The organism is Mesorhizobium sp. M0500, assembly GCF_040321165.1.
GTDB lineage: Bacteria > Pseudomonadota > Alphaproteobacteria > Rhizobiales > Rhizobiaceae > Mesorhizobium.
On sequence record NZ_JAMYRB010000005.1, the window covers coordinates 53831 to 80013 of the forward strand.

The window sequence follows — 26183 nt, forward strand, 5'->3', positions numbered from 1 at the left end:
TTCCTGTTCAAGGTTTCGGGCCTGTTCAAGCTTCGGTTTTCCGACCACCTTCGGCCCGGCCGGTTCAGATGCGCTTCTAGTTTGTCTTGCATGCCAGCGATTCGGGGAATTGGCAGGGCTGGCCAAGTGCGGTGAATGCAACGCGATCCACCTGCATGGTGAGCTTGCGGCCGGGATCGGAGAACGGCCCCATCCAGCCCTTCATTGTATCGCTGCCCCACAGGCTGAAATAGATCCTTTGCGAATGGGTGGGCAGCTTCGCCGGATCGGTGATCTCGTGGACAAGCTTGCCGTTGACATACCAGCGCAGCCGGTCCTTTTCCCAGACGAAGGCGTAGTCGTTGAAGGCCTTGTCGGTGCCGCCAGCGACGTCGACCAGTTTCTCGTTCTTGCCTTTGCCGGCTATGTAGGCGTTGACCTGAACCTTGGACGTGTCCTTGGTCAGCACCTCGAAGTCGATTTCATCATGCGGCTGCTTGTCGGCATCGCCGACGAAGCTGAAGAATGCCGCGTTGACGCCGGAGCCCGTGTCGGTCTTCATCCGCGCCTCGTAAGTGCCGTAGCCGAAGCGCTGCTTGGTCTGGATCTCGGCGCAGGCGAATTCGCGATCCTTCAGCTTGCGCTTCTCGAAACCGAGCGTCAGCATGCCGTCGGAAAGCCCGATCAGGCTTTTGGACCAGGTGCAGTTCTGATGCTTGCCGTTCGTCCAGCCGTCGGAAATGTACCAGCGCGCGCGACTGAGGCTGGTGAAATCATCGACAAAGGACGGCGCGGTTGGGAGATCCTGGGCGCGCACGGGGACCAGGCCCGCAACCATGCTGCCGAGAACGACCAGCAGAAACGCGCCGTCTGAACGGAGCCGCCGCAGCTTGCCTGGGATCGGGCGCGTGAACGGGGTGCCTCGGGTTGCCGGGGCGGGCGTGCTTTTAGGATCTGCGTTCATATCAAACTCACCTTGTGCTGTGCGCCCCCAAAGCGATCGTTCGAACCGTGACGAAACAACCTGATCTTGACCTCTGTCGCTCCCAAGCTCCGTGTTGTGCCTAAAACCATTGCGCCGACTCGGGGTGTTCGCTCAGCCTGTGCCGGAATCGGCGGGCTTCACAAAATCGGTCCTTATGTCGGGGCCGTTCTGCCGATTCTCATCGAAGATTTCATCCAGCGAATGACGGAGATCCTTCATCATCTGCTTCTGGCGCGAGAGCGCCGCGATGCGTCGCTCGCAATTCAGGATCGACCTGGTCAGTTCGCCGACTTCGGAGGACTTGCGGGAGGAGACCGCTCCGTTCTCCATGGCCTCGACCAGGAAGGCGGCATTGGTAGCCGTTGTCCTGTAGCGGTTCTCAAGCCCGTTCTTCTCTGCCTCGACCTCGGCCGAGATCTGGTCCAGCAGCTTTGCCAAGCGATCGAGGCGCGAGGTGTCGGTCTGCGTGTCGCGCGCCGGATCTCTCGATCGGAAGCGAAAGATCGAGGCCATGCAGTCAGCGCCCCATCATCGTCGAGCTGGTGACCGGCCTTGGCGCCCGTCCGCGTTCAAAAGACATTTCTTGCATCGTCCAGCTCCTCTGACAGGGGGATATCTTGGGCCAGTTCGGTTGGCCGTCCAAAATTGCTGCACCGCAACATAGATTGCCATTCCCTGCGCGGATAGGCAACCACCTAGATCGTAAACTCATGAATCTCGTTGAAACCGTCCGAGCCGACCGAAGGGTAAGGGAGTAGCTACCGCCGTCGCACGTTGACGGGCCTAGCTTTCGCTGGCCGTGCTGGTTCCGGCCATGAGGAAGCGCAGCGGCGGCACATGCTGACGCTTCGCGGCGAGGCCGGCGCGGCGAAACAGCGCATCCAGCTTATCGGAGGCGACGCCGCGGACGACGGCTGTGAGGTTGGACGAGCCGGCCAAGGCGTAGGCCGCGGCCGGCGCCAGCCCGCGCTCAGCCTTCACGTCTAAAAACTTCCGCAACCGGTATTTGTCGCGGATGTGCCGCTCGTGCCTTCTCAGCGCAGCCTTCGATGCCTCCGGCAAACTGTCGATCGCAAGCAGTGCCAGGTCGGCATCGGCCAGATGCTTCAGGTCCTGGGTCTTGTGCCGTCCGCTCAGCGAATCGGCGCGCACGATCGCGCCGTAGCCACAGGATTTGATGACCTTGAAGCGCGCGCCATGGGCAACCGCGCGCGCATAGAGTTCATAGTCTTCACCCAGGCGCAGCTTCTCGTCGTAGCGCAGCCCATGCCGATCGAGAAAGGCGCGGCTGATCACTGGCTTGAGGAAGCCCAGTTCCCCGCGTTGCACACGGCGCCTGGAGATGTTGGCGTCGATGAAACCCTCGAAATCGAGGAATTCCGGCTCGGGCGAGAACGGTGGAGCAACGATTTTCGAAACGTCGGTTGCCGCGTCATCCCTGACAAGCATGATATTGTCTGCGGCGAAATCCCAATCGGTGCTGGCGAACAGTCTGTGAAACCTGCCTTCGAAAAAGAAATCATCAGCGTCCAGAATGCTGATGAACGGCGACCTGGAACCGGCTATCGCGGCGTTGCGTGCAAAGGATGGGCCGCGATTGACGTCGAAGCGGATGACGGAAAGGCGGCCCGTGCCGTCGCCGGCCGCGTGGGCGACTTTCGCGGTATCGTCGGTGGACGCGTCGTCGACGACGACAACTTCCGCAACCTCAGGCTCGCGTAATGCCGATGCAATGGCAGCCGGGATTGTCCGCGCCGCATTGCGGGCGGCGATGATCACGCAGACCTGGAATGATGTCATGGACATGCCTCTCGATTGCAGAAGTCGTTGCGGATTTCCTCGCCCCGTCCGCTCAATGCCCCACCGCCCATTCTGAAATGCATCGGCCCAAACGCCTATGCTGCAAGTGCGAAGCAAGCATCGCCAAAATCATCGGCGCCGTCCAGTTTTTCATTTTGCTGGGTGTCATGGCCCGGTTGGGCAGGCGGCGAGCCTCAATCGGGATGGCTCCAGAAATGCGCCGCTTTGGCAGAGCCGTTCCTACACGCTCTATAGAGCGCTCGACTGGCAGAAACCAGTTGCTGATCCTCGCCGACCGGACGGCGGCGGGGCGGAGCGAGCGCGTCGAGGCCCGCAGTGTCAAGGAATTGAAAGAACAGGAATGCCGACTGCCGGTGTTGTTGAGGCGAGCAATTCGTCAGAGGACCGGCGAGCTTAACCACAGGTCATATGGACATCGCAGACCGCGGCCAGGCCCGAAATCAGTGAAGGCCTCTCCTGGCGCTGAGTTTCTCGCCTTCGGCCGCTTCGTTCGAACTCAGCTTTCGTTCAGCGTCGCGAATTTTGTCGGCCGGGGTCGGGGCATTTCTGGCGACCATGGCAAAGACCAGCAGAAAATAACCCAGTTGGATGACTATGGCACAGCCGATGACGCGAAACAGCGTCGTACCGAGCGAGGCGCCGCCCAAATAGGACCAGACGATCACGATCGCCAGCGCAAAACACATTCCGATAATGAACTTTGGCAGTGACATACCCGATAGCCCATCAACCGGCTCGGGAAAAAATGTCGACAAGCCCACCCCGAGCACCTCCCTTAAACTCTGCGAGCTTATTTAGGTTGCCCGCGTCTGGCCGGTTGCTTCCGGCCTAGCCCAATCTGTCCATAGTCCGACAGAAACAATTTACAACTCTATTGAGCCGCGCAATAGGCGGCAAGGGCAGCTGCGGAATAAATTTTAAACGAATCCTCGGGATCGACTCTGCCATGGTGCAACGCACACGTCGGCATCACCACTGATTGCCGGATATCGACTCGCTCCAGTATGATTCATAATATTGAATAGTATTTTATCATAACATCAGTCATTATCTTGAAATTCTAAATGACGGCAAAGCTCCACAGGAGGGTATAAAGAGCGATTCGCCTAAAATCAGCCCAAAAATTGGACTAGCTTTTCCAAAATTGCCCATAATCTGTCTCTTTTGCGACATAAATGGGAAATTTTGTGCAGGACGAGTTTATTATTTAGTCAGTTCATGACGCGACTATTACAGCCGTCTGAGAAATTGTGTGTTGCGCTGCAACATTTTTTTGGTATCGTGCGGTAAACCATCCGTTCAACGTATGGAGTTTACGCATGAGGGACGTAGCCAAGCCGGCCGATGCGGATTTTTCGCAGGCCGGCGTCGATTTTCCGCCACCGATTGGCGGCCTGCTCAAACGCAGCTTCGATATTGTCGGTTCGCTGATCGGCCTGGTCGCTCTCAGCCCGCTGTTCGTAATGATAGCGCTGCTTGTCAGGTTTTCCGATGGCGGGCCGATTTTCTATGGTCACAGCCGAATCGGCCGCGGAGGACGGATTTTTCCGTGCCTCAAGTTCCGCACCATGGTTCCAGACGGCGAGCGGGTGCTTGCTGCCTATCTCGCCGCGAATCCGGAGGCCAACGCCGAATGGATAGCGACCCGCAAGTTGAAGAACGACCCGCGGATCACGCGCGTCGGAGCGGTGCTGAGGAAGCTCAGCCTCGATGAGTTGCCGCAGATCATCAACATCCTGCAGGGGGATATGAGCCTGGTCGGGCCTCGTCCCGTGGTGCGCGATGAGCTGGAGATATATGGCAATTCGGCCGTCTATTACCTGAAATCGCGCCCCGGCCTCACCGGGCTTTGGCAGGTCAGCGGACGCAACGATGTTTCGTATGACAGCCGCGTCGCATTCGACAGGCACTATGTCGAGAACTGGTCGATGTTCGAAGACATTCGCATCATCATCAAGACCGTACCTGCGGTCTGGATGTCGCGAGGCTGCTACTGACGGCCGCTTGCTGGCCGTGCATCGAGGAGCGACTGTCCAGAATTCGGGCCCAGAACTCAGGCCCCTAACTCAGGCATCGGCAGCTCATCGGGCGGGGCAAACCAGATCGGAAACGCTCAGTTGAAAGCAGATATAATCGATATCTTTTGCACCGGCATTCTCTCCAGACGCATGCGGCGAGTACGGCTTTTGACGACTTGCCTTACAATGGCGACCGGCCTGACGCTGTCGCTAGCCCTGCCACAGTTTGCCTTCGCCGACGACTATCGCCTAGGAGCACAGGACAAGCTGACCATCCGCGTGGCGGAATGGCAGACCGTCGAAGGCACGTTCCGTGACTGGTCGGCCATCAATGGAGAATACACGGTCGGCCCCGCTGGAACCTTGTCGGTTCCCTTCGTCGGCGAGATGCCCGCATCCGGCAAGACGACTTCGGAGATCGCGGCATCGCTCGGTGAGGCGCTGCAGCGCAAGCTCGCTCTGGCCGACAAGCCGGAGGCTTCCGTCGAAATGGCGCAGTACCGGCCATTCTACATCTCTGGCGAGGTGCAATCGCCCGGCCAGTATCCTTGTGTGCCTGGGTTGTCCGTGCTGAAAGCGATGAGCATTGCCGGCGGAGCCCGGCGGAACCCGGAGAGCGGACAGCGCTACGACCGCGACCTGATCAATGCCAAGGGCAATTTCGACGTACTACAAGACCAATTGGTCAGGCTGACCGTCAAGCGCGCCCGCATCGAAGCGGAACTAGCGGACAAGCCGACATTCGCGGTGCCGAAAGAGGTGGCCGACGATCCGAAGCTGCCCAGCATCGTTGCCGATGAGACGGCGATCCTGGCGGCCGACCAGAAGAAACTCAAGCTGCGCTTGCAGGCGCTCGACGATTTGAAGGCACTGCTGCAAAGCGAGATCGATTCGCTGCAGAAAAAGATCGTCAACCAGCAGAAGCAGGTTGATCTGGCGAAGGAGCAGCTCAACGGCATCGGCTCGCTGGCGCAAAAGGGGCTGGTCGTCAACACGCGGGTTTTGAACTCGCAGCAAACCATCGCCGACCTCGAGGGCCAGATCCTGGATTACGAAACGGCGATTCTCACGGCCAAGCAGTCGATCAGCAAGGCCACCCAGGACGCCATCGATCTCGAGAACACCCAGAACTCCAGCCTCGCGACCGACCGGCAACAGACGGAAGCCGATCTCAACGAGGCGACGCTGAAGCTGAATATGGAAAAGGCTTTGATGTCCGAAGCCTTGTCGGGCAGCCCCATGCCGCAATTCTACGGCAGCAACCAACCAGCGGCCTTGTCATTTTCCCTGGTGCGGGTGGTCGACGGCAAGACCAGCGAAATCACCGCCGATGAAGACACGCCGGTGCTGCCAGGGGACGTGATCAAGGTCAAACCGGCGCCCCTGGCCATCCAGTAGCTTCTTTCCACCGGAGCAAAGCACCAACCCCGCAGGCAGCGGTCTGCGGGTTTTTTGCGTTTGGGATCTTATGGTTCAGAAAACAAGGCGGCCTTCGGGCAACGAACCGCCTGGATCCGCCCGCTCTAGCCTCCCACCGCGTCCGGCTCCTCGAGATGGTTCACGGCGCTCCACCGGGAAGGAGCGACGGCCGGCACCCTCACCAGCTTGAAGTAGCTGTAGTACAGCAGGAACGATCCCATGATGTAGGGATTGAGGGTCTCGACCTCGACGAAGGATCGGATGAACAGAAGCACCATGACACCGGCAAGAATCACGGAGTCGGCTTGCCATGTCCTGAATATCAGCGCCGAGACGTGACCCCAGAGCGTGCGCACGATGATCAGCGAAAGCAGTGTCGCGCCGACGAAGCCGAGTTCCACCAAGGTCTCGATGTAGGTGTTGTGGAAGTGGAAGCCGCTTCGCGCGGCGATATAGAATTCGTTCCACAGCCGCTCGGCCTCGGAGAAGCCCTGCACCCAATAAGCCGCGTAGCCGACGCCGAGGATGGGCGATTGCTGCGCGGCATTCCAGCCCTGTTGCCAGAGGTAGGTTCGTCCGGTGAGCGTCGAATCCTTGCCGAAAAGGCCAAGGACAAAGTCCATCAGCCCGAGATTCAGCGCAATCACGGTGCAGGCGACCAGCCCGCCCGCACCGATCATGAAAATCACCCGGCGATGGCGGAGCGAAAGCAGCTTGCCGATGGAAAGCAGGGCGACCAGAGCGAGAACCGCGGGGGTAGATGCCATCGAAGTGGCGGAATGCGACACCACCAGCAGATAGCCCGATAGAAGGACAATCGGTACGATCAACAAACAGCTTATCCGGCCGCGCCTGAGAAAGGCGAGGTAGACAACGCAGAAATAGATGCCAAGCGATGCGACAAAGCCGATCTGGTTCTTGGAGCTGAACGCGCCGACGAAATTATACGTCCCATCGAGAACGTCGTAGGAATAGCTCGCGACCTTGAGCGAGTAGAGCAGGACGACGAAGATCCCGATCAGGGCGCCTATGGTCAAGGTCCGGACGCTGATGGTGCGCGCGGCAATGTAGGCGCAGGCGATATGGGAGCAATATTGGACGGCCGTCCTTGCCGTTGTGCCGGGAGCTGCCGACCAGAACACCGAGAAGCAGACATAGGTTGCAAAGGCCAGCGGAAGCCAGGCGCTGGAAGCGTGCCTTAATATCTTGCGGTAGTCGACCAGGATGAGCGGCAGCCAGACTGCATAGTAGGCCAGGATCATGGCCTGGCCGAAAATGGTCGAGTAGGAGAACGCCCAGATCGAGACGGCAACGGCAAAGCTGCCATAGACCGTGTTCTTGTCCGGATCGATCAACAGAGATTTTGGAATCTTCATCTCGATAGCGGTTTTCCGTCCTTGCAGCTCAATGCCGATTTCATGGGCCGCTCGTGGGCCGATTCGTCGGATCGATGGGAGCCTCGCCTGCAGGCGCTCGCATTGTGCAATGCAATATAACCCATCCGGCGCCGCCTGTCACCCGGATGCCAACCGGGCGCGTCGTTCCAGCCGTTCTCTCCATACCGGGCGAGACGATTTGGCCAGAAGGCAGTGCCGTACAATTGACCGGTGCTGGCCCATCATAAGCTGTTCTGAGGTTGCAAGTCCGCGCTTGAACTTGTCCGCCGTTGACTTCACATTCGCCGCCCATTGGGAGGAAGACCACATGCCGATGAGTTTCGCGGGACGATTTGCCGGACGATCTGCTGTTATCACCGGCGGCGCCTCAGGCATCGGCCTGGCCGTCGCGCAAAGGATCACTGACGAAGGCGGGCGTGTTTCGGTCTGGGATCGCGATGCCGCCCAGATCGAGCAGGCCAAGGCCATTGTTCCAGGCCTGCACAGCGTCACCTTAGACGTCGCCGACCCCATAGCGGTCGAAGCCGCCGCCGGAGAGACGATCGAAGCGCTTGGCGCGGTCGATGTCCTTGTCACCAGTGCTGCCATCACCGGGCCGAACATGACGACCTGGGAGTATTCGGTGGAGGATTGGCGCCGGGTCACCGACATCAACATCAACGGCGTCTTCTTCTGCAACAAGGCGCTGGTCCCGCATATGCTCGAACGCAATTACGGCAGGATCATCAACATCGCCTCGATTGCCGGCAAGGAAGGTAACCCGAACGCCTCGGCCTACAGCACCTCCAAGGCGGCGGTGATCGGCATGACCAAATCGCTCGGCAAGGAACTGGCCAAGACCAAAGTAACGGTGAACTGCGTCACGCCGGCGGCCGTGCGCACCGCGATCTTCCAGCAGATGAGCCAGCAACACATCGACTTCATGCTGTCCAAAATACCGATGGCGCGGTTCGGCGAGGTCGAGGAGGTGGCGGCGCTGATTTGCTGGATCGCGTCCGAGGAATGCTCGTTCACGACGGCGGCCGTCTTCGACGTCTCCGGCGGCCGGGCGACCTACTGAGGCGGGGCCGGACGCAAACCGCCCGACCGGATCGCGGCGCCTCAGTCGTGAAGCTCCCGCGAGATCGGCGGGCCGATCGAAAAATCGCTGAATGTCACTTCGAAGCCCTCGCGCTGCGGCGAACAGCACATCATGCCGACATCGACCGTTTTCGACGGCGGGAAATAGGCAAGCCGCACCGGTTTCCAGTGCTTGTCAGATGCGTCGCGATACTGGACGCGGATCGTCTCGGCATGGCGGGTCATGCGGATCCTGACCCCGTCCGGATCGGCCGGAATGCTGGCCAGCGACCAGTCGGAGGCATCGTTGGTGACGACGACGGAAAAATACATCAGCCCGTCGGTGTATTCGATGCCGGCCTTGATCCAGTGCGTCTCGCTCAGGCGGACCATAAGCCCGGCCTGATCGTAAAGCACCTCATAGTGCCCCTTGACCGTGACTTCGGCGCTGAAATCGCCCTCGACCTCACGATAGAGGAAATGGCCATTGTCGCGCCAGAAGCCGTAGAACGTCTCGCGCCAGAAGTCGGTCTCCTCACCGGTCCGTACATGCACCGTATTGTTGCCGAAGGCGTGGTGCGGCGGCGGATTGAGCCAGGTCAGGTCCGTATTCTCAGATGCCATCGACTTGCTCGCTGCCTGGCTGGTCTGCCGCCTTTTCTTAGCCGGCAAACGTGTAAGCGGTCTTCACCGTGGTGTAGAACTCTGCGGCATAGCGGCCCTGCTCGCGCGGGCCGTAGCTCGATCCCTTGCGCCCGCCGAAAGGCACATGGAAGTCGACGCCGGCCGTCGGCAGATTGACCATGACCATGCCGGCTTCCGAATTGCGCTTGAAGTGCGTGGCATGCTTGAGGCTCGAGGTGCAGATGCCGGACGTCAGCCCGAACGGCGTGTCGTTGGCCACCGCCAGCGCCTCGTCATAATCCTTGACGCGGATGACGTTGGCGACCGGGCCGAAAATCTCCTCGCGCGAGATGCGCATGGCGTTGGTGGTTTCGGTGAACAGCGCAGGCTGCAAATAGAAGCCGCGGGTTTCGCGATCGAGCCGCTCGCCGCCGAAGGCGAGATCGGCACCTTCCTGACGTCCGATGGCGATATAGTCCTCGTCCTGTTTGAGCTGGCTCTGGTCGACAACCGGCCCGATCTGCGTCTTGGCATCGAGAGCGTCGCCGACGATCAGCTTGGCCATGCGGTCCTTGAGCACCTCGACGAAGCGGTCGTGGATGCCGTCCGTCACCACCAGCCGGGACGACGCCGTGCAGCGCTGGCCGGTCGAGAAGTAGGCACCGTTGATGGCGCAGTCGACGGCGACGGCAAGGTCGGCATCGTCGAGCACCACAAGCGGGTTCTTGCCGCCCATTTCGAGCTGGAACTTGCGCATGTGCTCGACGCTGGCGGCGGCGACGCGCTTGCCGGTGCCGACCGAGCCGGTGAAGGTGATGGCGTTGAGGTCAGGACTGTCGAGCATGGCCTGGCCGACCACCGAACCTTTGCCCATCACCAGGTTGAGCACACCCTTGGGCAGCCCGGCGCGGTGCAGGATGTCGACAATGGTCCAGGCGCTCTCCGGAACGAGTTCCGCCGGCTTGAAGACGATGGTGTTGCCGTAGGCCAGCGCCGGAGCGATTTTCCAAGCCGGAATGGCGATCGGGAAATTCCACGGCGTGATGATGCCGACGACGCCGACCGCTTCGCGGGTGATCTCGACGCCGACGCCGGGCCGCACGCTTGGCACCAGCTCGCCCGACAGGCGCAACGCCTCGCCGGCGAAAAAATCGAATATCTGGGCGGCCCGCACAGTCTCGCCGATGCCCTCGACCAGTGTCTTGCCTTCTTCGCGCGCCAACGCCCGGCCTATTTCATCTTTCCGCGCGGTGATCTCGTCCGACGTCTTCCTCAGCACCGCATGGCGTGCCAGCAGGCCCGATCGGGACCATGCCGGAAATGCCGCTTTCGCCGCGGCGATGGCCTGCCGAGCATGCTCCGCGCCCCCCGATGCATATTCGCCGACCACGTCGTCGAGATTGGACGGGTTGATGTTGCGGGAGCCGGCATCGCCTACCCACTCGCCATCGATGAGGTTCTTTCGAAACGGGATCATGTTGCTGTCTTCCTTGTCGTCCTTCGATCGCCGTCTATCTGGACCACCGACCGCCGCACCGCAAGGCCGAAGAAGGCAAACTTCTCCTTCTCGACAGGCATGTGATAGGTGTCGGGGGCGGGAAAAGACGATTCTTGTGTGGTGCGACGCGGATCGCACGGGAGGTAAAGTATCATGTCCGACAGCGCCTTGCCGCTGGTGATCAGCGCACCCGAACCGCGCACGCTCGACCTGATCTTCACGCCGGCTGCGCTGGCGAAATTTCGATCGAAATACCGCATCGTCGAAACATCGCCTGAAGGTGTCGCGGCGCTGCCGGCCGATATCCTTGGCGAGGCGCGCTACATTGTCGGCCAGCCGCCGATCACGCCGGAGACGCTGGAGAAAATGAAGGCGCTGCGCTGCGTCTTCAATGTCGAGAGCAACCTTATCGACAACATGCCGTACGAGGCGCTGTTTTCGCGCGGCATCCATGTCGTCACCACCGGGCTGGTGTTTGCAGAGCCGGTGGCCGAGCTCGGCCTTGCCATGGCGCTCAACCTCGCCCGCGGAATCGTCGACGCCGATCTCGCATTTCGTCAGGGCAAGGAGCTGTGGGGCGGCGACGGCAACCGGACGGCGCGGCTTCTTTCCGGCGCGGATGTCGGCATTATCGGCTTCGGCGATCTTGGCCGTGCGCTCAACCGGCTGCTGTCAGGCTTTCGCACGCGGACAAAAGTCTTCGACCCGTGGCTGCCGCCGTCGATCCTGATCGAAAACGGCGTCGAGCCGGCCTCTCTTGACGACGTTCTGTCGAACAGCGATTTCGTCTTCGTCGTCGCTTCGGTGACCAGCGAAAACCAGGGCTTCCTCGGCGCCGAGGCGTTTGCCAGGATGCGCAAGGGAGCCGCTTTCATCCTGCTCAGCCGAGCCGGCGTGGTCGATTTCCCGGCACTGATGGACGTCGTCCGCAGCGGCCATATCGTCGCCGCCAGCGATGTTTTTCCTGAGGAGCCTCTGGCCCAGGATCACCCGGTCCGTACGTTGCCGGGGTTCCTGCGCTCCGCCCACCGGGCCGGCGCGCTTGACATCGCCTTCAAGCGGATGGGCGACATGGTGCTGGAAGACATGGACCTGATCGACCGCGGCCTGCCGCCGATGCGTTCGAAGCGGGCCGAGCGTGAGACCGTTTCGCGAATGCGTTCGAAGCCGGTCGACAAGAATTAAGCCGCCTGCCGACGGTCGCACATGCTCAGACGGTGAAGGACCAAAACAGGCAGGCCAGTGTCGCTGCGGCGAAGATGACGAAGAACAGGCTTCTCAACAAGATGTTGCGGCGCAGCTCGTTGATGAACAGATGGCATCCGACGACGCCTGCGACAAACAGGAAGCGCCAGTTCAGGAGTGCGGAGAGCACATCGCGCTGACCGAAAGCAAATCTCGCGGCGAGACATCCAACGATGAGCGCAAACAACACGATGACCGTCCAGAAGATCGCATCGGCGGCATGTGTCAGGACGATGCCAGCGAGCCTGATCGGCAGAACCATCATCAGCAGTGCGCTGAAAAAATAGATCGCCGCGAGCGGAATGAACGTCCCCGCATCGGCGACGTCGCTCAAGCGCTTGGCGCCGATCGCGCCATAGGGATAGCCATGCCTGGCCACCGCCAGGCTGAGCGCCATCAGCAAGGCCGTCAGCACGGCGGCAAGCGCGAATGAGGTCAGGGCTTTGCTCATGAGGCTCCCGTTCCGAGCGAATCGAAGTCAGAACGTTGGTAGCCCATGGTTTGTAAATTGCTAGTAAGCATCATGCAGCGGCGCGGCAGAGTTCCTCGGCGCATCACTCCGCAGCTTGCAGACGCCGCCCGTCGATAATGGTCTTGATCTCGGCGCGGCAAGAGCCGCAATTGGTGCCGGCGTGAAGGGCGGCGCCGATTGCCGCGACGCTGGTACAGCCGCCGCGTACCGCTTCCGCGATCTGGTTGGCACCGACCCCGAAACAGGCGCAGACGATGGCACCGCGGTCGACGCTGTTGCCGCCCGGCCGCCCGGCGACAATCGCCAGCCGCGCCTGCCGATCGGCATGGTCAGCACCAAGTTGTTCGACCGCCCAGCCGCGCGACACCGCTACCGGGGTAGGCGCAAGATAGAACGCGCCGACCAGCCGATTGCCTGCGAAACGGGCGAAGCGATGGTGCCCGCCGGCGATGTCGTGATAGGCGAGCGTCTCGCCTTCGAGGCCGAACAGCGAGGCGGCAAACCCGGTCCAGTCACGGCCGGACTGCAGCGCAATTTCAAGGCGCCAGCCGGCGGGGCAGCGGGCGAGGCTCCAGTAATCGGCGTCGATCGATGCGGGTCGTTCGGCAAGCACGGCGAAGCCGAAGGCAGTGGCGGCGAACCGCTGGATGCGGGCGGCAACGTTCTTCGAGGCCGGCTGACCTGAAATCGCATCGGTCGTCGGCGGGACCAGTGCATCGACACGCGCGCGGGCGGAGATCTGATCGGTCCAGTGCATCGGAACGAATACAGAGCCTTGGCGTTGGCGCACCGTCACCAGCGCGCGGACCAGCACCTCGCCATGGCCAGTCGAGACGCGCACGATGTCGGCATCGCCGATACCATAGTGCTGCGCATCCGCCGGGTGGATTTCGACGAACGGTTCGGCCATGTGCTGCGACAGGCGCGGGCTCTTGCCGGTCCGCGTCATGGTGTGCCAATGGTCGCGGACGCGCCCGGTGTTGAGGACGAGCGGGTAGTCCGGGTTGGTGCGGGTTTGTGCGGCTGGGCGGATGGCAATGAAGCGCGCCTTGCCGTCGGGCGTGTAGAAATTGCCGTTGGCGAAGAAGCGGGTGCTGGCTGAGCTATGTCCAGCCTGAACACCCCCCTCTGGCCTGCCGGCCATCTCCCCCTCAAGGGGGGAGATTGGCGGCTTTGCCGGCACCGCCTTTTCAGCAATGGCAACGATTGGCGAAACCGGTGGCGACATCCAATCTCTCCCCTTGAGGGGGAGATGGCCGGCAGGCCAGAGGGGGGTGCCTTGGCTCGGCGCTGGCCATTGGAATGGCGCCAACTCCTCATACGTCCGTGCATCAATCCCGGCGTACGCGCCTATATCAAAATCGCGAACGCCATCATTCTCGAAGCCCGACAGCGCCGCGTGCTCGGCGAAGATGTCGGCCGGCGACACATGCGAAAAAGCCTCGCCGAAGCCCATCCGCTTGGCGACTTCAGCGATGATCCACCAATCTGGCCTTGCCTCGCCGGGCCTGGCCAAAAAAGCCCGCTGGCGCGAGATGCGGCGCTCCGAATTGGTGACGGTGCCATCCTTTTCGCCCCATGCGGTGGCCGGCAGCCGGACATGGGCGTGGCGGACCGTGTCGGTCTCGCCCAGCACGTCCGAGACCACAACAAACGGGCAGGCCCTGATCGCCGCCTCGACGGCATCGGCGTCCGGCATCGAATCGACCGGGTTGGTGGCCATGATCCACAGCGCCTTGATGCGTCCGTCGGCCACCGCTTGGAACATCTCGACCGCTTTCAGGCCGGGTTTTTCGGCGACGGTTGGGGCATTCCAGAAGCGCTGCACGCGTTCGCGGTGCTCGGGGTTTTCGATCTCCATGTGGGCGGCCAGCATGTTGGCCATGCCGCCGACCTCACGGCCGCCCATGGCGTTGGGCTGGCCGGTCACCGAGAACGGCCCGGCGCCGGGCTTGCCTATGCGGCCGGTGGCTAGATGGCAGTTGATGATGGCGTTGACCTTGTCGGTGCCCGAAGACGACTGGTTCACGCCCTGGCTGTAGACGGTCACCGTCTTCGCCGTCGCGGCAAACAGGCTGTAGAAGCGGGCCAGTTCGTCCTCACTGAGACCCGTGGCAGCCGCGATGCCGGCAAGATCGAGCGCCGAGGCGGCGAAAAGCGCTTGCCCGAAGCCGGTCGTGTGCGCCGTGATATAGGTGCGGTCCAGCGCGTTGTGCTGGCCGAGATAGGCGAGCAGCCCGGTGAACAAAGCGACGTCGCCATCGGGCGCGATCGCCAGATGCATGTCGGCGATGTCTGAGGTCATCGTGCGGCGAGGGTCGATCAGCACCACCTTCATCTCGGGCCGCTTTTCCCGGGCAGCGGCAATGCGCTGGTAGAGTACCGGATGGCACCAGGCGAGATTGGAGCCGACCAGCACGATCAGGTCGGCAAGTTCCAGATCCTCGTAATTTCCCGGAACGGTGTCCGAGCCAAAGGCGCGGCGGTGGCCGGCGACCGACGAGGCCATGCACAGGCGCGAATTGGTGTCGATATTGGCCGAGCCGATAAAGCCTTTCATCAGCTTGTTGGCGACGTAATAGTCCTCGGTCAGCAACTGGCCGGAAACATAAAAGGCGACCGAACCGGGGCCGTGTTCGGCAATGGTTTGCGAGAAGGTCGAAGCGACAAGGTCGAGCGCTTCGTCCCAGTCGGTGCGGCGACCGCGGATCTCCGGGTATAGCAACCTGCCGTCGAGGTCGATGGTCTCAGCCAGCGCCGAGCCTTTGGAGCAGAGCCGGCCGAAATTCGCCGGGTGGTCCGGGTCGCCACGAACGGTTAGTTCACCGTCCGCGGCGACCTTCGCCAGCACGCCGCAACCCACCCCGCAATAGGGGCAGGTGGTCCTCACCTCGCGCGCTTCATCAATCTGCATGGTTCACGCCGCGCGGCTGGCCAGCGCTTCCAGCGCAATGAACAGCCGCTCGCCGTCGATCCGCACCGCAATGGTGCGCACCGCGCCCTCGTCCGCGCCGAGCGCCTTGCCTGTCTCCAGCGAGATCACCCAATTGTGCAAGGGACAGGTCACCGCCGTGCCATGGACGATGCCCTGGCTGAGCGGCCCACCTTTGTGCGGGCAATGGTCGTCGATGGCGAAGACTTGATCGTCGGCCGTGCGGAAGACGGCGATCTTGCCTTCGGGCGTGGCGACGCAGCGCGCGCCGCGACGCGGAATGTCCGAGAGCGTGCCTATCGATACCCAGTTCATGTGGCTATTCCTCTTTTGCGCGTGTTCTTGTCCGAAAACGCATTCCACTTTTCGGGAACACGCGCCTACTCCGCCGCCTGGGCAAAGCCGACCGAAGCCATCGGCCGGAATTCATGCTTGTCCTTGCCGGAAGCACGTTCCGACCATGGGTCGACCTGGGCGAATTTCTGCGAAAAGACGAAGCGGTCGAAATAGGCTTTGCGCTTCTCGCCATCGTCCATGATCTGACGCTTGATCTCAGCTATGCCGACGCGCTTGGCCCATTTGTAGATACGCTCGAGATAGCGGCCCTGCTCGCGATACATCTGCGTCAACGCCACGATATGCTCCAGCGCCTCGTCCTCGGTCTTGACCAGGCCGAGCACTTCGGTGCCCTTGATGTCGAGACCGGCGGCGCCGGCGAAATGGATCTCGTAGCCGCTATCGACGCAGATCACGCCGACATCCTTGCAGGTCGCCTCGGCACAGTTTCGCGGGCAGCCCGACACCGCCATCTTGACCTTGGCCGGGGTCCACGAGCCCCACATGAATTTTTCGATACGGATGCCCAAGCCGGTCGAATCCTGCGTGCCGAAGCGGCACCAGTCCGAGCCGACGCAGGTCTTCACCGTGCGCAGTCCCTTGGCGTAGGCGTGGCCGGAGACGAAGCCAGCCTGGCCGAGATCGGCCCATACCGCCGGCAGGTCTTCCTTGCGGATGCCGAGCATGTCGATGCGCTGGCCGCCGGTGACCTTGACCATCGGGATCTCGAACTTGTCGACGACGTCGGCGATCGCGCGCAATTCGGCGGCGTTGGTGACGCCACCCCACATGCGCGGCACTACCGAATAGGTGCCGTCCTTTTGGATGTTGGCGTGGACGCGCTCGTTGATGAAGCGCGACTGGTAATCGTCGGCGTATTCGTCGGGCCAGTCGCAGACGAGATAATAGTTGAGCGCCGGCCGGCATTTGGCGCAGCCGCAGGAGGTCTTCCACTCCAGTTCCTGCATGACGGCGGGAATGGTCTTCAAGCCCTTGGCCTTGATCAGCCGGCGGACCTCGTCATGGCCAAGCGCGGTGCAGCTGCACATCGGCTGGACCGCCGCGGGGTTGTATTTGTCGCCGATGGTCAGCACCATCAGCTTTTCGACCAGCCCGGTGCAGGAGCCGCAGGACGCCGACGCCTTGGTGTGGGCGCGCACGTCGTCGAGCGAGGTCAAGCCCCTGGCCGTGATCGCGCCGGTGATCTTTCCCTTGCATACGCCGTTGCAACCGCAGATTTCCGCATCATCCGGCAAGGCTGCAACGGCCGCCATAGGGTCCAGTGGGGCGCCTCCCTGGTAGGACTGGCCGAAGATGAGCGTATCGCGCATCTCGGATATGTCGGTCTGCTTCTTCTTGAGGTCGTTGAACCAGGCGCCGTCCGCCGTCTCGCCATAGAGCACGGTGCCGATGATGCGGTCGTCCTTGAGTACCAGGCGCTTGTAGACGCCGGCCGCGGCATCGCGCAGCACGATCTCCTGGCGGTCATCGCCCTCGGCGAAGTCGCCGAGCGAGAACAGCTCGATGCCGGTGACCTTGAGCTTGGTCGGCGTGTCCATGTGGACGAAAGCCGCCGCCTCATTGCCGGCCAGATGGCTGGCGGCGACGCGCGCCATCTCGTAAAGCGGCGCGACCAGCCCGTAGACCTGGCCGTTGACCTCGGCGCATTCGCCGATTGCGTAGATATCGGGATCGTTGCTGCGCATGCCGGCGTCGACGACGATGCCGCGATTGACCGCAATGCCGGCTTCCTTCGCCAGCGCCGCATTCGGCCTGATGCCCACCGCCATGACGACGAGCGTTGCGGGAATGACTGTGCCGTCGGCAAGCTCCACCCGCTCCACCTTGCCGTTGCCGGTGATCGCCTGGGTGTTGGCCTTGGTGATGACCTTGATGCCGCGCTGCTCGACGGCGCGCTGCAGGAGATATCCGGCGGCCGGATCGAGCTGACGCTCCATCAGCGTCGGCATGACGTGCAGCACGGTGACGTCCATCCCTTGCGCGTTCAGACCCGCAGCCGCTTCCAGGCCGAGCAGGCCGCCGCCGATGACCACCGCCTTGGCCCGCGACTGGGCGGCAAGCATCATCGCCCGGACGTCATCGAGATCGCGATACGTGAGCACGCCGGGCAGATCATGGCCTGGCACCGGAATGATAAACGGCACCGAGCCGGTGGCGATGACGAGCTTGTCGTAGGGCTCGGTCACGCCATGATCGGAGGTGACGGTCTTTGCCTGCCGGTCGATGGCGACGATCTTGTGGCCCTTGTAGAGGGTGATGCCGTGCTTGATGTACCAGCCGTCGCCATGGATGATGATCTCCTCATAGGCCTTTTCGCCCGACAGAACCGGCGAGAGCATGATGCGGTCGTAGTTCACGCGCGGCTCGGCGTTGAAGATGGTGACCTGGTAGCGCCCAGGCGCCTTTTCCAGGAGGTGCTCCAGCATGCGCCCGGGGGCCATGCCGTTGCCAATGATAACGAGTTTCTCGGTCATGTCCTGATCCACTCCGGTCTCACTCAGCCGCGTAGGAAAGGCCTGAAGCTTCGTCAGACGCCGTGCGCTCCATCCGCCGGATGGAAGAATGCATCCAGGCAAAGCAGGTGGCGACGATGACGAAGAGCAGCATGAAGCAGCTCGACCAGACGCCGGTGAGGTCGTTGAGCACGCCGAAGGCGATTGGCAGGATAAAGCCGCCGAGCCCGCCAATCATGCCGACAACGCCGCCGACCGCGCCGACACTCTGCGGATAGTAAGCCGGGATGTGCTTGTAGACGGCGGCCTTGCCGAGGCTCATGAAGAAGCCGAGCACACAGGCAACGGCTATGAAGGCCAGCGGGCCGATCTCGAAATGGAAGGCGATCGGCCCGCTGATACCGCGCACGACGTAGTCTGCCGAGGGGAGAGACAGAACGAGAGTCGCGACGGCACTGACAGCGAAGGTGCAGTAGAGCACGGTCCGGGCGCCGATCCGGTCGGAAAGCACGCCGCCATAGGCGCGGAAAATACTTGCCGGAATTGAATAGGCCGCCCCGATCATGCCGGCGGTCGCAAGCCCGAAGCCGTAGACGCCGATCAGGTAGCGGGGCAGCCACAGCGAGAGCGCCACGAATGCACCGAAGGCGAAGAAATAATAGAAGGCGAAGCGCCAGACCTGCAGGTTCTTGAGCGGCGCGAATTCCTGCAAGAAGCTTCTCGCGGGCGCTGCCTTGCCGGCGCGGCGCTCGCGGATGACTGGATCGTCGCCGGTCGTGAACCAGAAGACGGCGGCCATGACGACGAGTGCTGCCGCCCAGATCAGCGCGACCGACTGCCAGCCCCAGGAGAGAAGCACGAACGGTGCCAGGAACTTGGTGACCGCGGCGCCGACATTGCCGACACCGAAAATGCCAAGCGCCGTACCCTGCTTGCCGGCCGGGAAGAAGCGCGAGACATAGGCGACACCGACGGCGAAGGAACCGCCGGCGAGCCCAACGCCTAGTGCGGCGACCAGCATCTGCCCGTAGGTGTGCGCAAAAGCGAGCAGAAAGGTCGCGACCGCCGCCGCAAGCATGGTCGCGGTGTATACCAGCCGTCCGCCAAAACGGTCGGTCCAGACACCGAGCACCATACGGACGAGCGAGCCGGTGAGGATCGGCGTGCCGACGAGCAGGCCGAACTCCGTCTCGTTCAGCCCCAGCTCCTGCTTTATGCGCACGCCGATGATTGAAAAGATCGTCCACACCGCGAAGCAGACGGTGAAGGCGATGGTGGACATGGCAAGCGCCTGCCGGGGAGCGCTGTCCTGGCTGGGCGCGGCTGGGAGATTTGCGGTCATTTTCTGGCTCCGGTTTGCGGCGTGGGAGGCACCGCCCTTGTCTGTTCGTTCGCGACTGTCAGCGGCGCAGCATCGGCGAACTGGTTGAAACCGACCTTTGCGCGGTCACTTCGAGACCCTTGCCGTCAGTCTTGGCGCCGGCGGGAAAGAGGAGGAGCGCGGCGGTGAACAGCGCCGCCGTCAGCGCGCTGACGGCCAGAAAATCGCGGCGCGTGAAGTCCGCGAGGGAAGCGCCAGTTCCAATCCGTTTCGTCATCGTCGTCTCCGGTTGGGCGCCGCTTGGGACCAGCGCCGTCGATTGCGTCAAAACAAAAAAGCCGCCGGCCAGGTCTTCGCGTCCGGGGTTCCGGGAGCGCGTGTGGACCTGAGCGGCAGCTTTGCCTGTGGCGCCCGCCATTGGACGCCGTTTCACTTGGCCCTTGCGGACCCTACATTTTGGAAAGCAGGAAGCGTGCCAATTCGACAGCGCTCTTAATTATCGAATGAAATCAATATGAACCGCAGCCGCGCGACTTTTGACCAAGCTCGGCAGCGGATCAAAGATTAGTCAAAATGCCTTGCACAGCAGCATAATATTTGTGCAATGCGGTAGATTGCCCATTGCCGATGCAGATTGCCAATGATGATGACGAGTTTTCCCGCTATGGCCTTACTCCGCGGCTTCGACGAAGCGGTGGCGTTCGTAGAGGAATTTCAGCACCGCCTCGCGGCAGCGCAGGAAGGTGCGGTCGGAGGAAAGCTCGATGCGCCGGCGCGGCCGGGCCAGCGGCACGGCAAGAACCTCGCCGATGGTGGCCGCCGGGCCGTTGGTCATCATGACGATGCGGTCGGACAACAGCACCGCCTCGTCGACATCATGGGTGATCATGATCGTCGTCGAGCCGAGCCTCGAATGGATATCCATCACCGCGTCCTGCAGATGCGCGCGCGTCAGCGCGTCGAGCGCCCCGAACGGCTCGTCGAGCAGCAGGATCTTCGGCTCCATGGCCAGCGCCCGGGCGATGCCGACGCGCTGCTTCATGCCGCCCGAAATCTCGGCCGGACGTTTGTCCTTGGCATGCGCCATCTGAACGAGATCGAGATTGCGGATGATCCATTCATGCCGCTCGGCCCGGCTCTTGCTCCGGCCAAAGACCTTCGTGACTGCCAAATTGATGTTTTCGTAGACGGTGAGCCATGGCAGCAGGCTGTGGTTCTGGAACACCACGGCGCGTTCCGGGCCGGGACTATCGACCTCCTTGTCATCCAACAGAACCGCGCCGGCCGAGACCTTGGTCAGGCCGGCGATCAGGTTGAGCAAGGTCGACTTGCCGCAGCCGGAATGGCCGATGATCGAGACGAATTCGCCTTTGTCGATGGTCAGCCGGATGTCCTTCAGCACGTCGCTGACCTGGCTGCCGCGGGCGAAGGATTTGTCGATATGGTCGAGTTTCAGATAGGCCGTCATCGTCCCTCTCCTCACTTTGCCGTTGTGCCGCGGGTGACGAAGGCGCCGACCGCCGCGACCAGGCGGTCGAGGCAGAAACCGGTGACGCCGATATAGGCGAGCGCGACAATGATGTCGGGCAGCCGCGACGAGTTCCAGGCATCCCAGATGAAGAAGCCGATGCCGACGCCGCCGGTCAGCATTTCGGCGGCGACGATGGCCAGCCACGACAGGCCGATGCCGATGCGCAGGCCGGTGAAGATGTAAGGTGCCGCGGCCGGCACCATGATCTTCACGAAGAATTCGAGCTGGTTGAGCCTGAGGATGCGGGAGACGTTGCGATAGTCCTCTGGAATGTTACGGACGCCGACGGCGGTGTTGATGATCACCGGCCAGATCGAGGTGATGAAGATGACGAAGATCGCCGACGGGCTGGAATCGCGGAACGCCGCCAGCGACAGCGGCAGCCAGGCGAGCGGCGGTACCGTGCGCAGGATCTGGAACACCGGATCGAGACCGCGCATCGCCCAGATCGACTGGCCAACCAGCGCGCCGAGCGCGACGCCGACGACAGCCGCAAGGCCAAAGCCGATGGCGACGCGCTGCAGCGAGATCAGCACCCGCCAGGCGAGTCCAATGTCCTGCGGGCCATTGTTGAAGAACGGATGGGCGATCAGGTCATAGGCCTCGTTCCAAACTTGGCTTGGCGGTGGCAGGCTGGCTGTGGGCGACGAACAGGCGACCTGCCAGACGACGAGCATAATGGTGATGACGATGACCGGCGGCACCAGCGTGCTGGCCAGCTTGCCTGCGATCGCGGCCGGGTCGAAGCGGCGCCGCGCCCTGGCGGTGAAGGCGATGATTTCGGCGGGCTTGGCAGGCGCGGGGAACGGCTTCACCTTGCGGTCCTCGATGGCTTGGATAGACATTTCTCGAACGTTCCTTTGGCATTTGGCGACAAGCGGCGCCGTTGCGCTTGTGGCGACAAACGGCGCGAGCGCCGTTTGCACCGTTCAGGCCGATGCCTTGATCTTCAGGCTGTCGAGATAGGCGGACGGGTTCTCCGGATCGAAGACCTTGCCGTCGAAGAAGGTCTCGACGCCGCGCGATGAAGACGCCGGGATATCGGCCGCGGCGACACCAAGATCCTTGGCCGCTTCTCGCCACAGATCCTCGCGATTGACCTGGGCGACCAGCGCCTTGATGTCGGTGGTCGGCGCGAACTTGCCCCAGCGGATGTTTTCGGCGAGGAACCAGCTGTCGTGGCTCTTGAAGGGATAGGACACGCCGCCCTGCCAGAACTTCATGTAGAGATCGGTGCCGTTGGCGACGCGGCCATTGCCGTAATTGATGTCGCCCTTGAGGCGGCCGATGATGTCGGCAGTCGGCACGTTCATCCATTGCCGCTTGCCGATGATGGCGGCCATCTCGTCCTTGTTTTCCTTGGCTTCGCACCATTGCTGGGCTTCCATGACGGCCATCAGGATCGCCTTGGTGGAGTTCGGGTACTTGTCGATGAAGGCGGCGCGCAGGCCGAGCGCCTTTTCCGGATGGCCCTTCCACAGTTCGCCGGTGGTGGCGGCGGTGAAGCCGACGCCCTGGTGGACGAGCTGCTCGTTCCACGGCTCGCCGACACAGAACACGTCCATGTTGCCGACCTTCATGTTGGCGACCATCTGCGGCGGCGGCACGACGATGGTCGAGACGTCCTTGTCGGGATCGATGCCGCCGGCAGCCAGCCAGTAGCGCAGCCAAAGATCGTGCGTGCCGCCCGGGAAGGTCATGGCGGCCTTCACCTCCTTGCCTGCGGCCTTTTTCGCAGCGAAGGCGTCCTTCAGCTTGGAGGCGTCGAGGCCGACACCGGTGCCGGCATATTCCTGGGCGACAGAAATGCCCTGGCAGTCGTAGTTGAGCCGGGCCACGATCGCCATCGGCAGCGGCTGCTTGTTTTGAGTCACCTTGCCGGTGTGCATCAGATAAGGCATCGGCGTCAGGATATGGGCGCCGTCAATGCCGTTGGCTTCGCCGCCGAGCACCAGATTATCGCGCGTCGCCCCCCAGGAGGCCTGCTTGAGCACCTCGACGTCGGGCATGCCGAATTTCTCGAACAGGCCTTTCTCCTTGGCAATCATCAGCGGCGCCGCATCGGTCAGCGCTATGAAGCCGAGCTTGGCGCCGGTGACTTCCGGCGCGGCGGGCGCCGCATAGGCGCCGGAGGGCAGCAGCGCACGCGCCGCGGCCAGCGTTGCCGCGGTGGCCGCGCTGATCCTCAGGAAATCGCGGCGGCTGATCGCCGTTTGGGCGGAATGGCTATTGGTGCTTTTCGTCATCGTCATCTCCGGTTGGGCGCGGCTTGGGATCGGCGCCGTCGATTGCGTGTTCGACCAAAACAAAAAAGCCGCCGGCCAGGCCGCGCGCGTCCGTCCATCCGGGATCGCGTGTTGACCTGAGCGGCAGCGTTGCCTGTAGCGCCCGCCATTGGACGCCTATTCCGTGACCCGAGAAGAGTCTGCCTATTGCAACGCAGGAACCGTGCCAGTTTCGGAATGGATGACAAACATCAACGAGATCAACGACATGCCAAAATCGTCGGCGCGCCGGCCCGCTGGGCGAGCAAGCCAAAGATTGTTCATTAGCGCAGTTGCACGCACATTTTTTGTGCAGCGCACAAGAATGCCGCCGAAATGATCAGACTTCGGCGCGCGCCAATTTCTGGCCGGCAATGTAGGCGTCGATCTCGTCGGGATCGAAGATCTGGCCATCGAAGAAACCATCGGGACCGAGCACCAGGCTTGCCCCCGCCGAACCGACCGGAGTCGCGGCCTTCAGCGCGCCCTCGACCTTGGCATTGGCACCGGGAAGCGCTACGCCAAGCGGCTTCAACGCCGAGCGGTAGAGATCGGGGCGGTAGCAGTCGCGGGCAATAGCGAGGTTTTCCGGCGTGTGCGCGACATGCCCCCAGCGCACCATCTGCGTGTAGAACCACAGCGCATGGCTCTTCCACGGGAAGTTCGCCGCCTTGTTGAAGGGCAGAAAGAAGTCGCCGACACTCAGTTCGGCGCCGCCGCCGAGCGCCAGATGCCCGCTGAGGATCGGCATCTGCAGCGCCGGCGCAAGCCCGAGGAAGGCCGGCTGCGCCATAAGGGCCGCGAGTTCGTCACGGTTTGCCGGATCCTGGCACCAGCGCGCCGCGTGATGAAGCGCACGCAGCAGGGCTGAAAGCGCGTCCGGCTCTCTTTCCGCCCATGCCTTGCGCACGCCGACGACTTTCTCGGGGCTGGTCTTCCAGATGGCCGCCTTGACCGTGGCGATATGGCCGGTGCCCGCGACGACCGAGGCGCTGTTCCAGGGTTCGCCGACGCAGTAGCCGTCGATCCTGCCGGCGGCGAGTGCGTCGGCCATGAAGGGGGGCGGCACGATGACGATCTCGATTTCACGCGACGGGTCGATGCCGCAGGCGGCGAGCCAGTAGCGCAATTCGTAATTGTGCCCGGAATGCGGATGGACGACGGCGAAGCGCAGCGGATCGCCGCCGCCATTCGCCCGTTCGCGAATCAGCGCTCGCAATGCCTTGCCGGCCCGCGCCGGATCGAGATCGGGTTGGGCGCCGTGCGCGGCCATGCCGGCCCAGACCTCGTTCGAAACCGTCACGCAATTGCCGCCGAGGCCGAGCGAGAACGGCACGACCGTATCGGAGGCGAGCGGCGTCAGCCCCAGATTGCAGGCGATCGGCATCGGCCCCAGCATATGCGCCAGGTCGAAATGGCCGATGGCGATGCGGTCGCGGATGTTGGCCCAGGATGTTTCCCGGTTGAGCGTCAGGTCGATGCCTTCACGCAGGGCGAAGCCGATTTCCTTCGCCGCGACTAGGACAGCGCTGTCGAAGAGCGGCATGAAGCCAGCATTGATCCGGTGCTCGGCCGCCATTCTCAACTCTCCTCGGGATCCAGCAGGCCTGCCGCCGTTACCAGGCTCTGGGCGATCTCGGCGATCTTGCGGTTCTGGTTCATGGCGGTCTTGCGCAGCAGCGTATACGCCGCGTCCTCCGACAGGCCGCGCGACTTCATCAGGATGCCCTTGGCTCGATCGATCACCTTGCGGCTTTCCAATTCGCTGCGGGCTTCTTCCAGTTCGCGCGCCATGCGCGAAAACGCATTGAAGCGGCTGATTGCCATGTCGAGGATCGGCTTGACCCGCTCCTGACGCAGGCCGTCGACGACATAGGCCGACACTCCGGCTTCCACCGCTGCTTCGATCGAAGCCTGATCGGAGCGGTCGACGAACATGGCGATCGGCCGCTTCACCACGCGCGAAAGCTGGAACATGTTTTCGAGCATGTCGCGGTTGGGATTTTCGAGATCGATGACGATCACGTCGGGTTCGATCTCGGCGATCCGCCGCGCTATGCCGGCGACGTCATGGATGACCGTGACCTGCTGATGCCCGGCCTCCCGCAATCCCGCTTCGATTATCGAAGCGCGGATGTGGTTCTCATCGATCACCAGGACAGTGAGGGATTTGCGGATCATGCCGCATTTTGCGCAGGCGAGACGATTGTGCAATGCGGCATCGCGAGATTCACGGAAACAAAGCCGGCGTCCAGGCGCCGCCTGAGGAATTGGACGCGACGGCCAGCGTCGCGGGCGGCGGTCGGCGACAACGAACGGGCAACGCGCCTGTCCGGCGTCCGCTGCTGGCAGGTGATCACGGCGCTCTACGTTATCTCGAGCGTGCTCGTCGGCACTGCACTACATCGGCCTGATCAAGGCCGTCGCTCGCCGACCCGCTGGTGCTGCCTTGGGTGGCCGCCGCCGTCGTCGGCGGCACCTCGATCTTCGGCGGCCGCGGCGGCTGCACCGGCACAATCAACGGCGCTGATCCCCACCGCGCTGACGACGCTGCTGACGATTTTGCAGATGCCGGAAGGGGCGTGGTGGATATTGTTTGGGTAAATCGTGCTGTTTGTGACGGCGGCTTATTTGCGGATTGTGGAGGAGAGATAGGGGGAAGCTGAGGCGGGGGGCTGCTTTGACCCAATCACGACGCTCACTCCGGTCAGTGGTAACGTCCGGATTTGGCGCGCGATTCCGACCTCAGCGAACGAGTTATGACACGCCATTCCAGTGTATGATTGCTTCGCCAAATTGGGGTGTGCG

The 26183-nt window shown here is 62.4% G+C and carries 23 protein-coding genes and 1 pseudogene; 6 read left to right on the forward strand and 18 right to left on the reverse strand.

Going from position 1 to position 26183, the window contains the following annotated elements; genetic code table 11:
- Nucleotides 1-76: 76 nt before the first annotated feature.
- From exoK to NKI70_RS11735, 4 genes are all read right to left on the reverse strand, one after another.
- Entirely contained in the window at nucleotides 77-943 is an 867-nt protein-coding gene (gene exoK, locus NKI70_RS11720; RefSeq protein WP_502897739.1) for an endo-1,3-1,4-beta-glycanase ExoK, read from the reverse strand.
- A gap of 132 nt (nucleotides 944-1075) precedes the next feature.
- A complete protein-coding gene (locus NKI70_RS11725; RefSeq protein ID WP_023676310.1) occupies nucleotides 1076-1477 on the reverse strand; it encodes a hypothetical protein in 402 nt (133 codons plus the stop codon).
- A gap of 270 nt (nucleotides 1478-1747) precedes the next feature.
- On the reverse strand, nucleotides 1748-2770 hold the full coding sequence (locus tag NKI70_RS11730) for a glycosyltransferase family 2 protein (RefSeq protein ID WP_023676309.1): 1023 nt from the start codon (nucleotides 2768-2770) through the stop codon (nucleotides 1748-1750).
- Nucleotides 2771-3225: 455 nt separating this feature from the next.
- On the reverse strand, nucleotides 3226-3546 hold the full coding sequence (locus NKI70_RS11735; RefSeq protein WP_352454700.1) for an exopolysaccharide production repressor protein: 321 nt from the start codon (nucleotides 3544-3546) through the stop codon (nucleotides 3226-3228).
- A 558-nt stretch (nucleotides 3547-4104) separates the two neighbouring features.
- Between NKI70_RS11735 and NKI70_RS11740 the strand changes: the two genes are divergently transcribed.
- Both NKI70_RS11740 and NKI70_RS11745 read left to right on the forward strand, forming a co-directional pair.
- Nucleotides 4105-4782, forward strand: a complete 678-nt coding sequence (locus tag NKI70_RS11740; RefSeq protein WP_023676307.1) for a sugar transferase — start codon at nucleotides 4105-4107, stop codon at nucleotides 4780-4782.
- Nucleotides 4783-4953: 171 nt separating this feature from the next.
- Nucleotides 4954-6201 carry a polysaccharide biosynthesis/export family protein gene (locus NKI70_RS11745; RefSeq protein ID WP_502897741.1) on the forward strand — a complete coding sequence of 416 codons (1248 nt, stop codon included), beginning with the start codon at nucleotides 4954-4956 and terminating at the stop codon, nucleotides 6199-6201.
- 125 nt (nucleotides 6202-6326) lie between these two features.
- On the opposite strand, the gene NKI70_RS11750 is transcribed toward NKI70_RS11745, so the two are convergent.
- Nucleotides 6327-7598: an O-antigen ligase family protein gene (locus NKI70_RS11750; RefSeq protein WP_352697117.1), complete on the reverse strand. Its 1272-nt coding sequence runs from the start codon at nucleotides 7596-7598 to the stop codon at nucleotides 6327-6329.
- Nucleotides 7599-7926: 328 nt separating this feature from the next.
- On the opposite strand from NKI70_RS11750, the gene NKI70_RS11755 reads away from it, so the two are divergent.
- Nucleotides 7927-8679 (forward strand): SDR family NAD(P)-dependent oxidoreductase, encoded by a 753-nt coding sequence (locus tag NKI70_RS11755; protein WP_023676304.1) that lies wholly within the window; start codon nucleotides 7927-7929, stop codon nucleotides 8677-8679.
- Nucleotides 8680-8720: 41 nt separating this feature from the next.
- Here the strand turns inward: NKI70_RS11755 and NKI70_RS11760 are convergent, their stop codons facing one another.
- On the reverse strand, nucleotides 8721-9302 hold the full coding sequence (locus tag NKI70_RS11760; RefSeq protein WP_023676303.1) for a DUF1349 domain-containing protein: 582 nt from the start codon (nucleotides 9300-9302) through the stop codon (nucleotides 8721-8723).
- A 37-nt stretch (nucleotides 9303-9339) separates the two neighbouring features.
- On the reverse strand, nucleotides 9340-10776 hold the full coding sequence (locus tag NKI70_RS11765) for an aldehyde dehydrogenase family protein (protein WP_031211677.1): 1437 nt from the start codon (nucleotides 10774-10776) through the stop codon (nucleotides 9340-9342).
- Between the two features lie 177 nt (nucleotides 10777-10953).
- Between NKI70_RS11765 and NKI70_RS11770 the strand changes: the two genes are divergently transcribed.
- On the forward strand, nucleotides 10954-11985 hold the full coding sequence (locus tag NKI70_RS11770; RefSeq protein ID WP_352623309.1) for a hydroxyacid dehydrogenase: 1032 nt from the start codon (nucleotides 10954-10956) through the stop codon (nucleotides 11983-11985).
- Between the two features lie 25 nt (nucleotides 11986-12010).
- On the opposite strand, the gene NKI70_RS11775 is transcribed toward NKI70_RS11770, so the two are convergent.
- From NKI70_RS11775 to NKI70_RS11815, 9 genes are all read right to left on the reverse strand, one after another.
- Nucleotides 12011-12496 carry a hypothetical protein gene (locus NKI70_RS11775; RefSeq protein ID WP_023676299.1) on the reverse strand — a complete coding sequence of 162 codons (486 nt, stop codon included), beginning with the start codon at nucleotides 12494-12496 and terminating at the stop codon, nucleotides 12011-12013.
- A gap of 103 nt (nucleotides 12497-12599) precedes the next feature.
- On the reverse strand, nucleotides 12600-15431 hold the full coding sequence (locus NKI70_RS11780) for a nitrate reductase (RefSeq protein WP_352697119.1): 2832 nt from the start codon (nucleotides 15429-15431) through the stop codon (nucleotides 12600-12602).
- Between the two features lie 3 nt (nucleotides 15432-15434).
- A complete protein-coding gene (gene nirD, locus NKI70_RS11785) occupies nucleotides 15435-15764 on the reverse strand; it encodes a nitrite reductase small subunit NirD (RefSeq protein ID WP_023676297.1) in 330 nt (109 codons plus the stop codon).
- 65 nt (nucleotides 15765-15829) lie between these two features.
- Entirely contained in the window at nucleotides 15830-18280 is a 2451-nt protein-coding gene (gene nirB, locus NKI70_RS11790; RefSeq protein ID WP_023676296.1) for a nitrite reductase large subunit NirB, read from the reverse strand.
- Between the two features lie 19 nt (nucleotides 18281-18299).
- The gene (locus NKI70_RS11795) at nucleotides 18300-19601 is read right to left on the reverse strand and encodes an MFS transporter (protein WP_352568357.1); all 1302 of its coding nucleotides are present in this window, start codon (nucleotides 19599-19601) and stop codon (nucleotides 18300-18302) included.
- A gap of 58 nt (nucleotides 19602-19659) precedes the next feature.
- The gene (locus tag NKI70_RS11800; protein WP_352568359.1) at nucleotides 19660-19998 is read right to left on the reverse strand and encodes a hypothetical protein; all 339 of its coding nucleotides are present in this window, start codon (nucleotides 19996-19998) and stop codon (nucleotides 19660-19662) included.
- A 252-nt stretch (nucleotides 19999-20250) separates the two neighbouring features.
- Entirely contained in the window at nucleotides 20251-21048 is a 798-nt protein-coding gene (locus NKI70_RS11805; protein WP_352577823.1) for an ABC transporter ATP-binding protein, read from the reverse strand.
- 11 nt (nucleotides 21049-21059) lie between these two features.
- Nucleotides 21060-21956: a nitrate ABC transporter permease gene (ntrB, locus tag NKI70_RS11810; RefSeq protein ID WP_352577824.1), complete on the reverse strand. Its 897-nt coding sequence runs from the start codon at nucleotides 21954-21956 to the stop codon at nucleotides 21060-21062.
- A gap of 84 nt (nucleotides 21957-22040) precedes the next feature.
- A complete protein-coding gene (locus NKI70_RS11815; RefSeq protein ID WP_352623312.1) occupies nucleotides 22041-23357 on the reverse strand; it encodes a CmpA/NrtA family ABC transporter substrate-binding protein in 1317 nt (438 codons plus the stop codon).
- Between NKI70_RS11815 and NKI70_RS11820 the strand changes: the two genes are divergently transcribed.
- Entirely contained in the window at nucleotides 23344-23472 is a 129-nt protein-coding gene (locus NKI70_RS11820) for a hypothetical protein (RefSeq protein WP_352448433.1), read from the forward strand. The genes NKI70_RS11815 and NKI70_RS11820 overlap by 14 nt on opposite strands.
- A gap of 243 nt (nucleotides 23473-23715) precedes the next feature.
- Here the strand turns inward: NKI70_RS11820 and NKI70_RS11825 are convergent, their stop codons facing one another.
- Nucleotides 23716-24954: a CmpA/NrtA family ABC transporter substrate-binding protein gene (locus tag NKI70_RS11825; protein ID WP_352591068.1), complete on the reverse strand. Its 1239-nt coding sequence runs from the start codon at nucleotides 24952-24954 to the stop codon at nucleotides 23716-23718.
- A gap of 2 nt (nucleotides 24955-24956) precedes the next feature.
- Nucleotides 24957-25556, reverse strand: a complete 600-nt coding sequence (locus tag NKI70_RS11830) for an ANTAR domain-containing response regulator (RefSeq protein WP_023676288.1) — start codon at nucleotides 25554-25556, stop codon at nucleotides 24957-24959.
- Nucleotides 25557-25673: 117 nt separating this feature from the next.
- Between NKI70_RS11830 and NKI70_RS11835 the strand changes: the two are divergent.
- Nucleotides 25674-25979: pseudogene (locus tag NKI70_RS11835) on the forward strand (ABC transporter permease); the annotation flags it as partial.
- Nucleotides 25980-26183 lie beyond the last annotated feature (204 nt).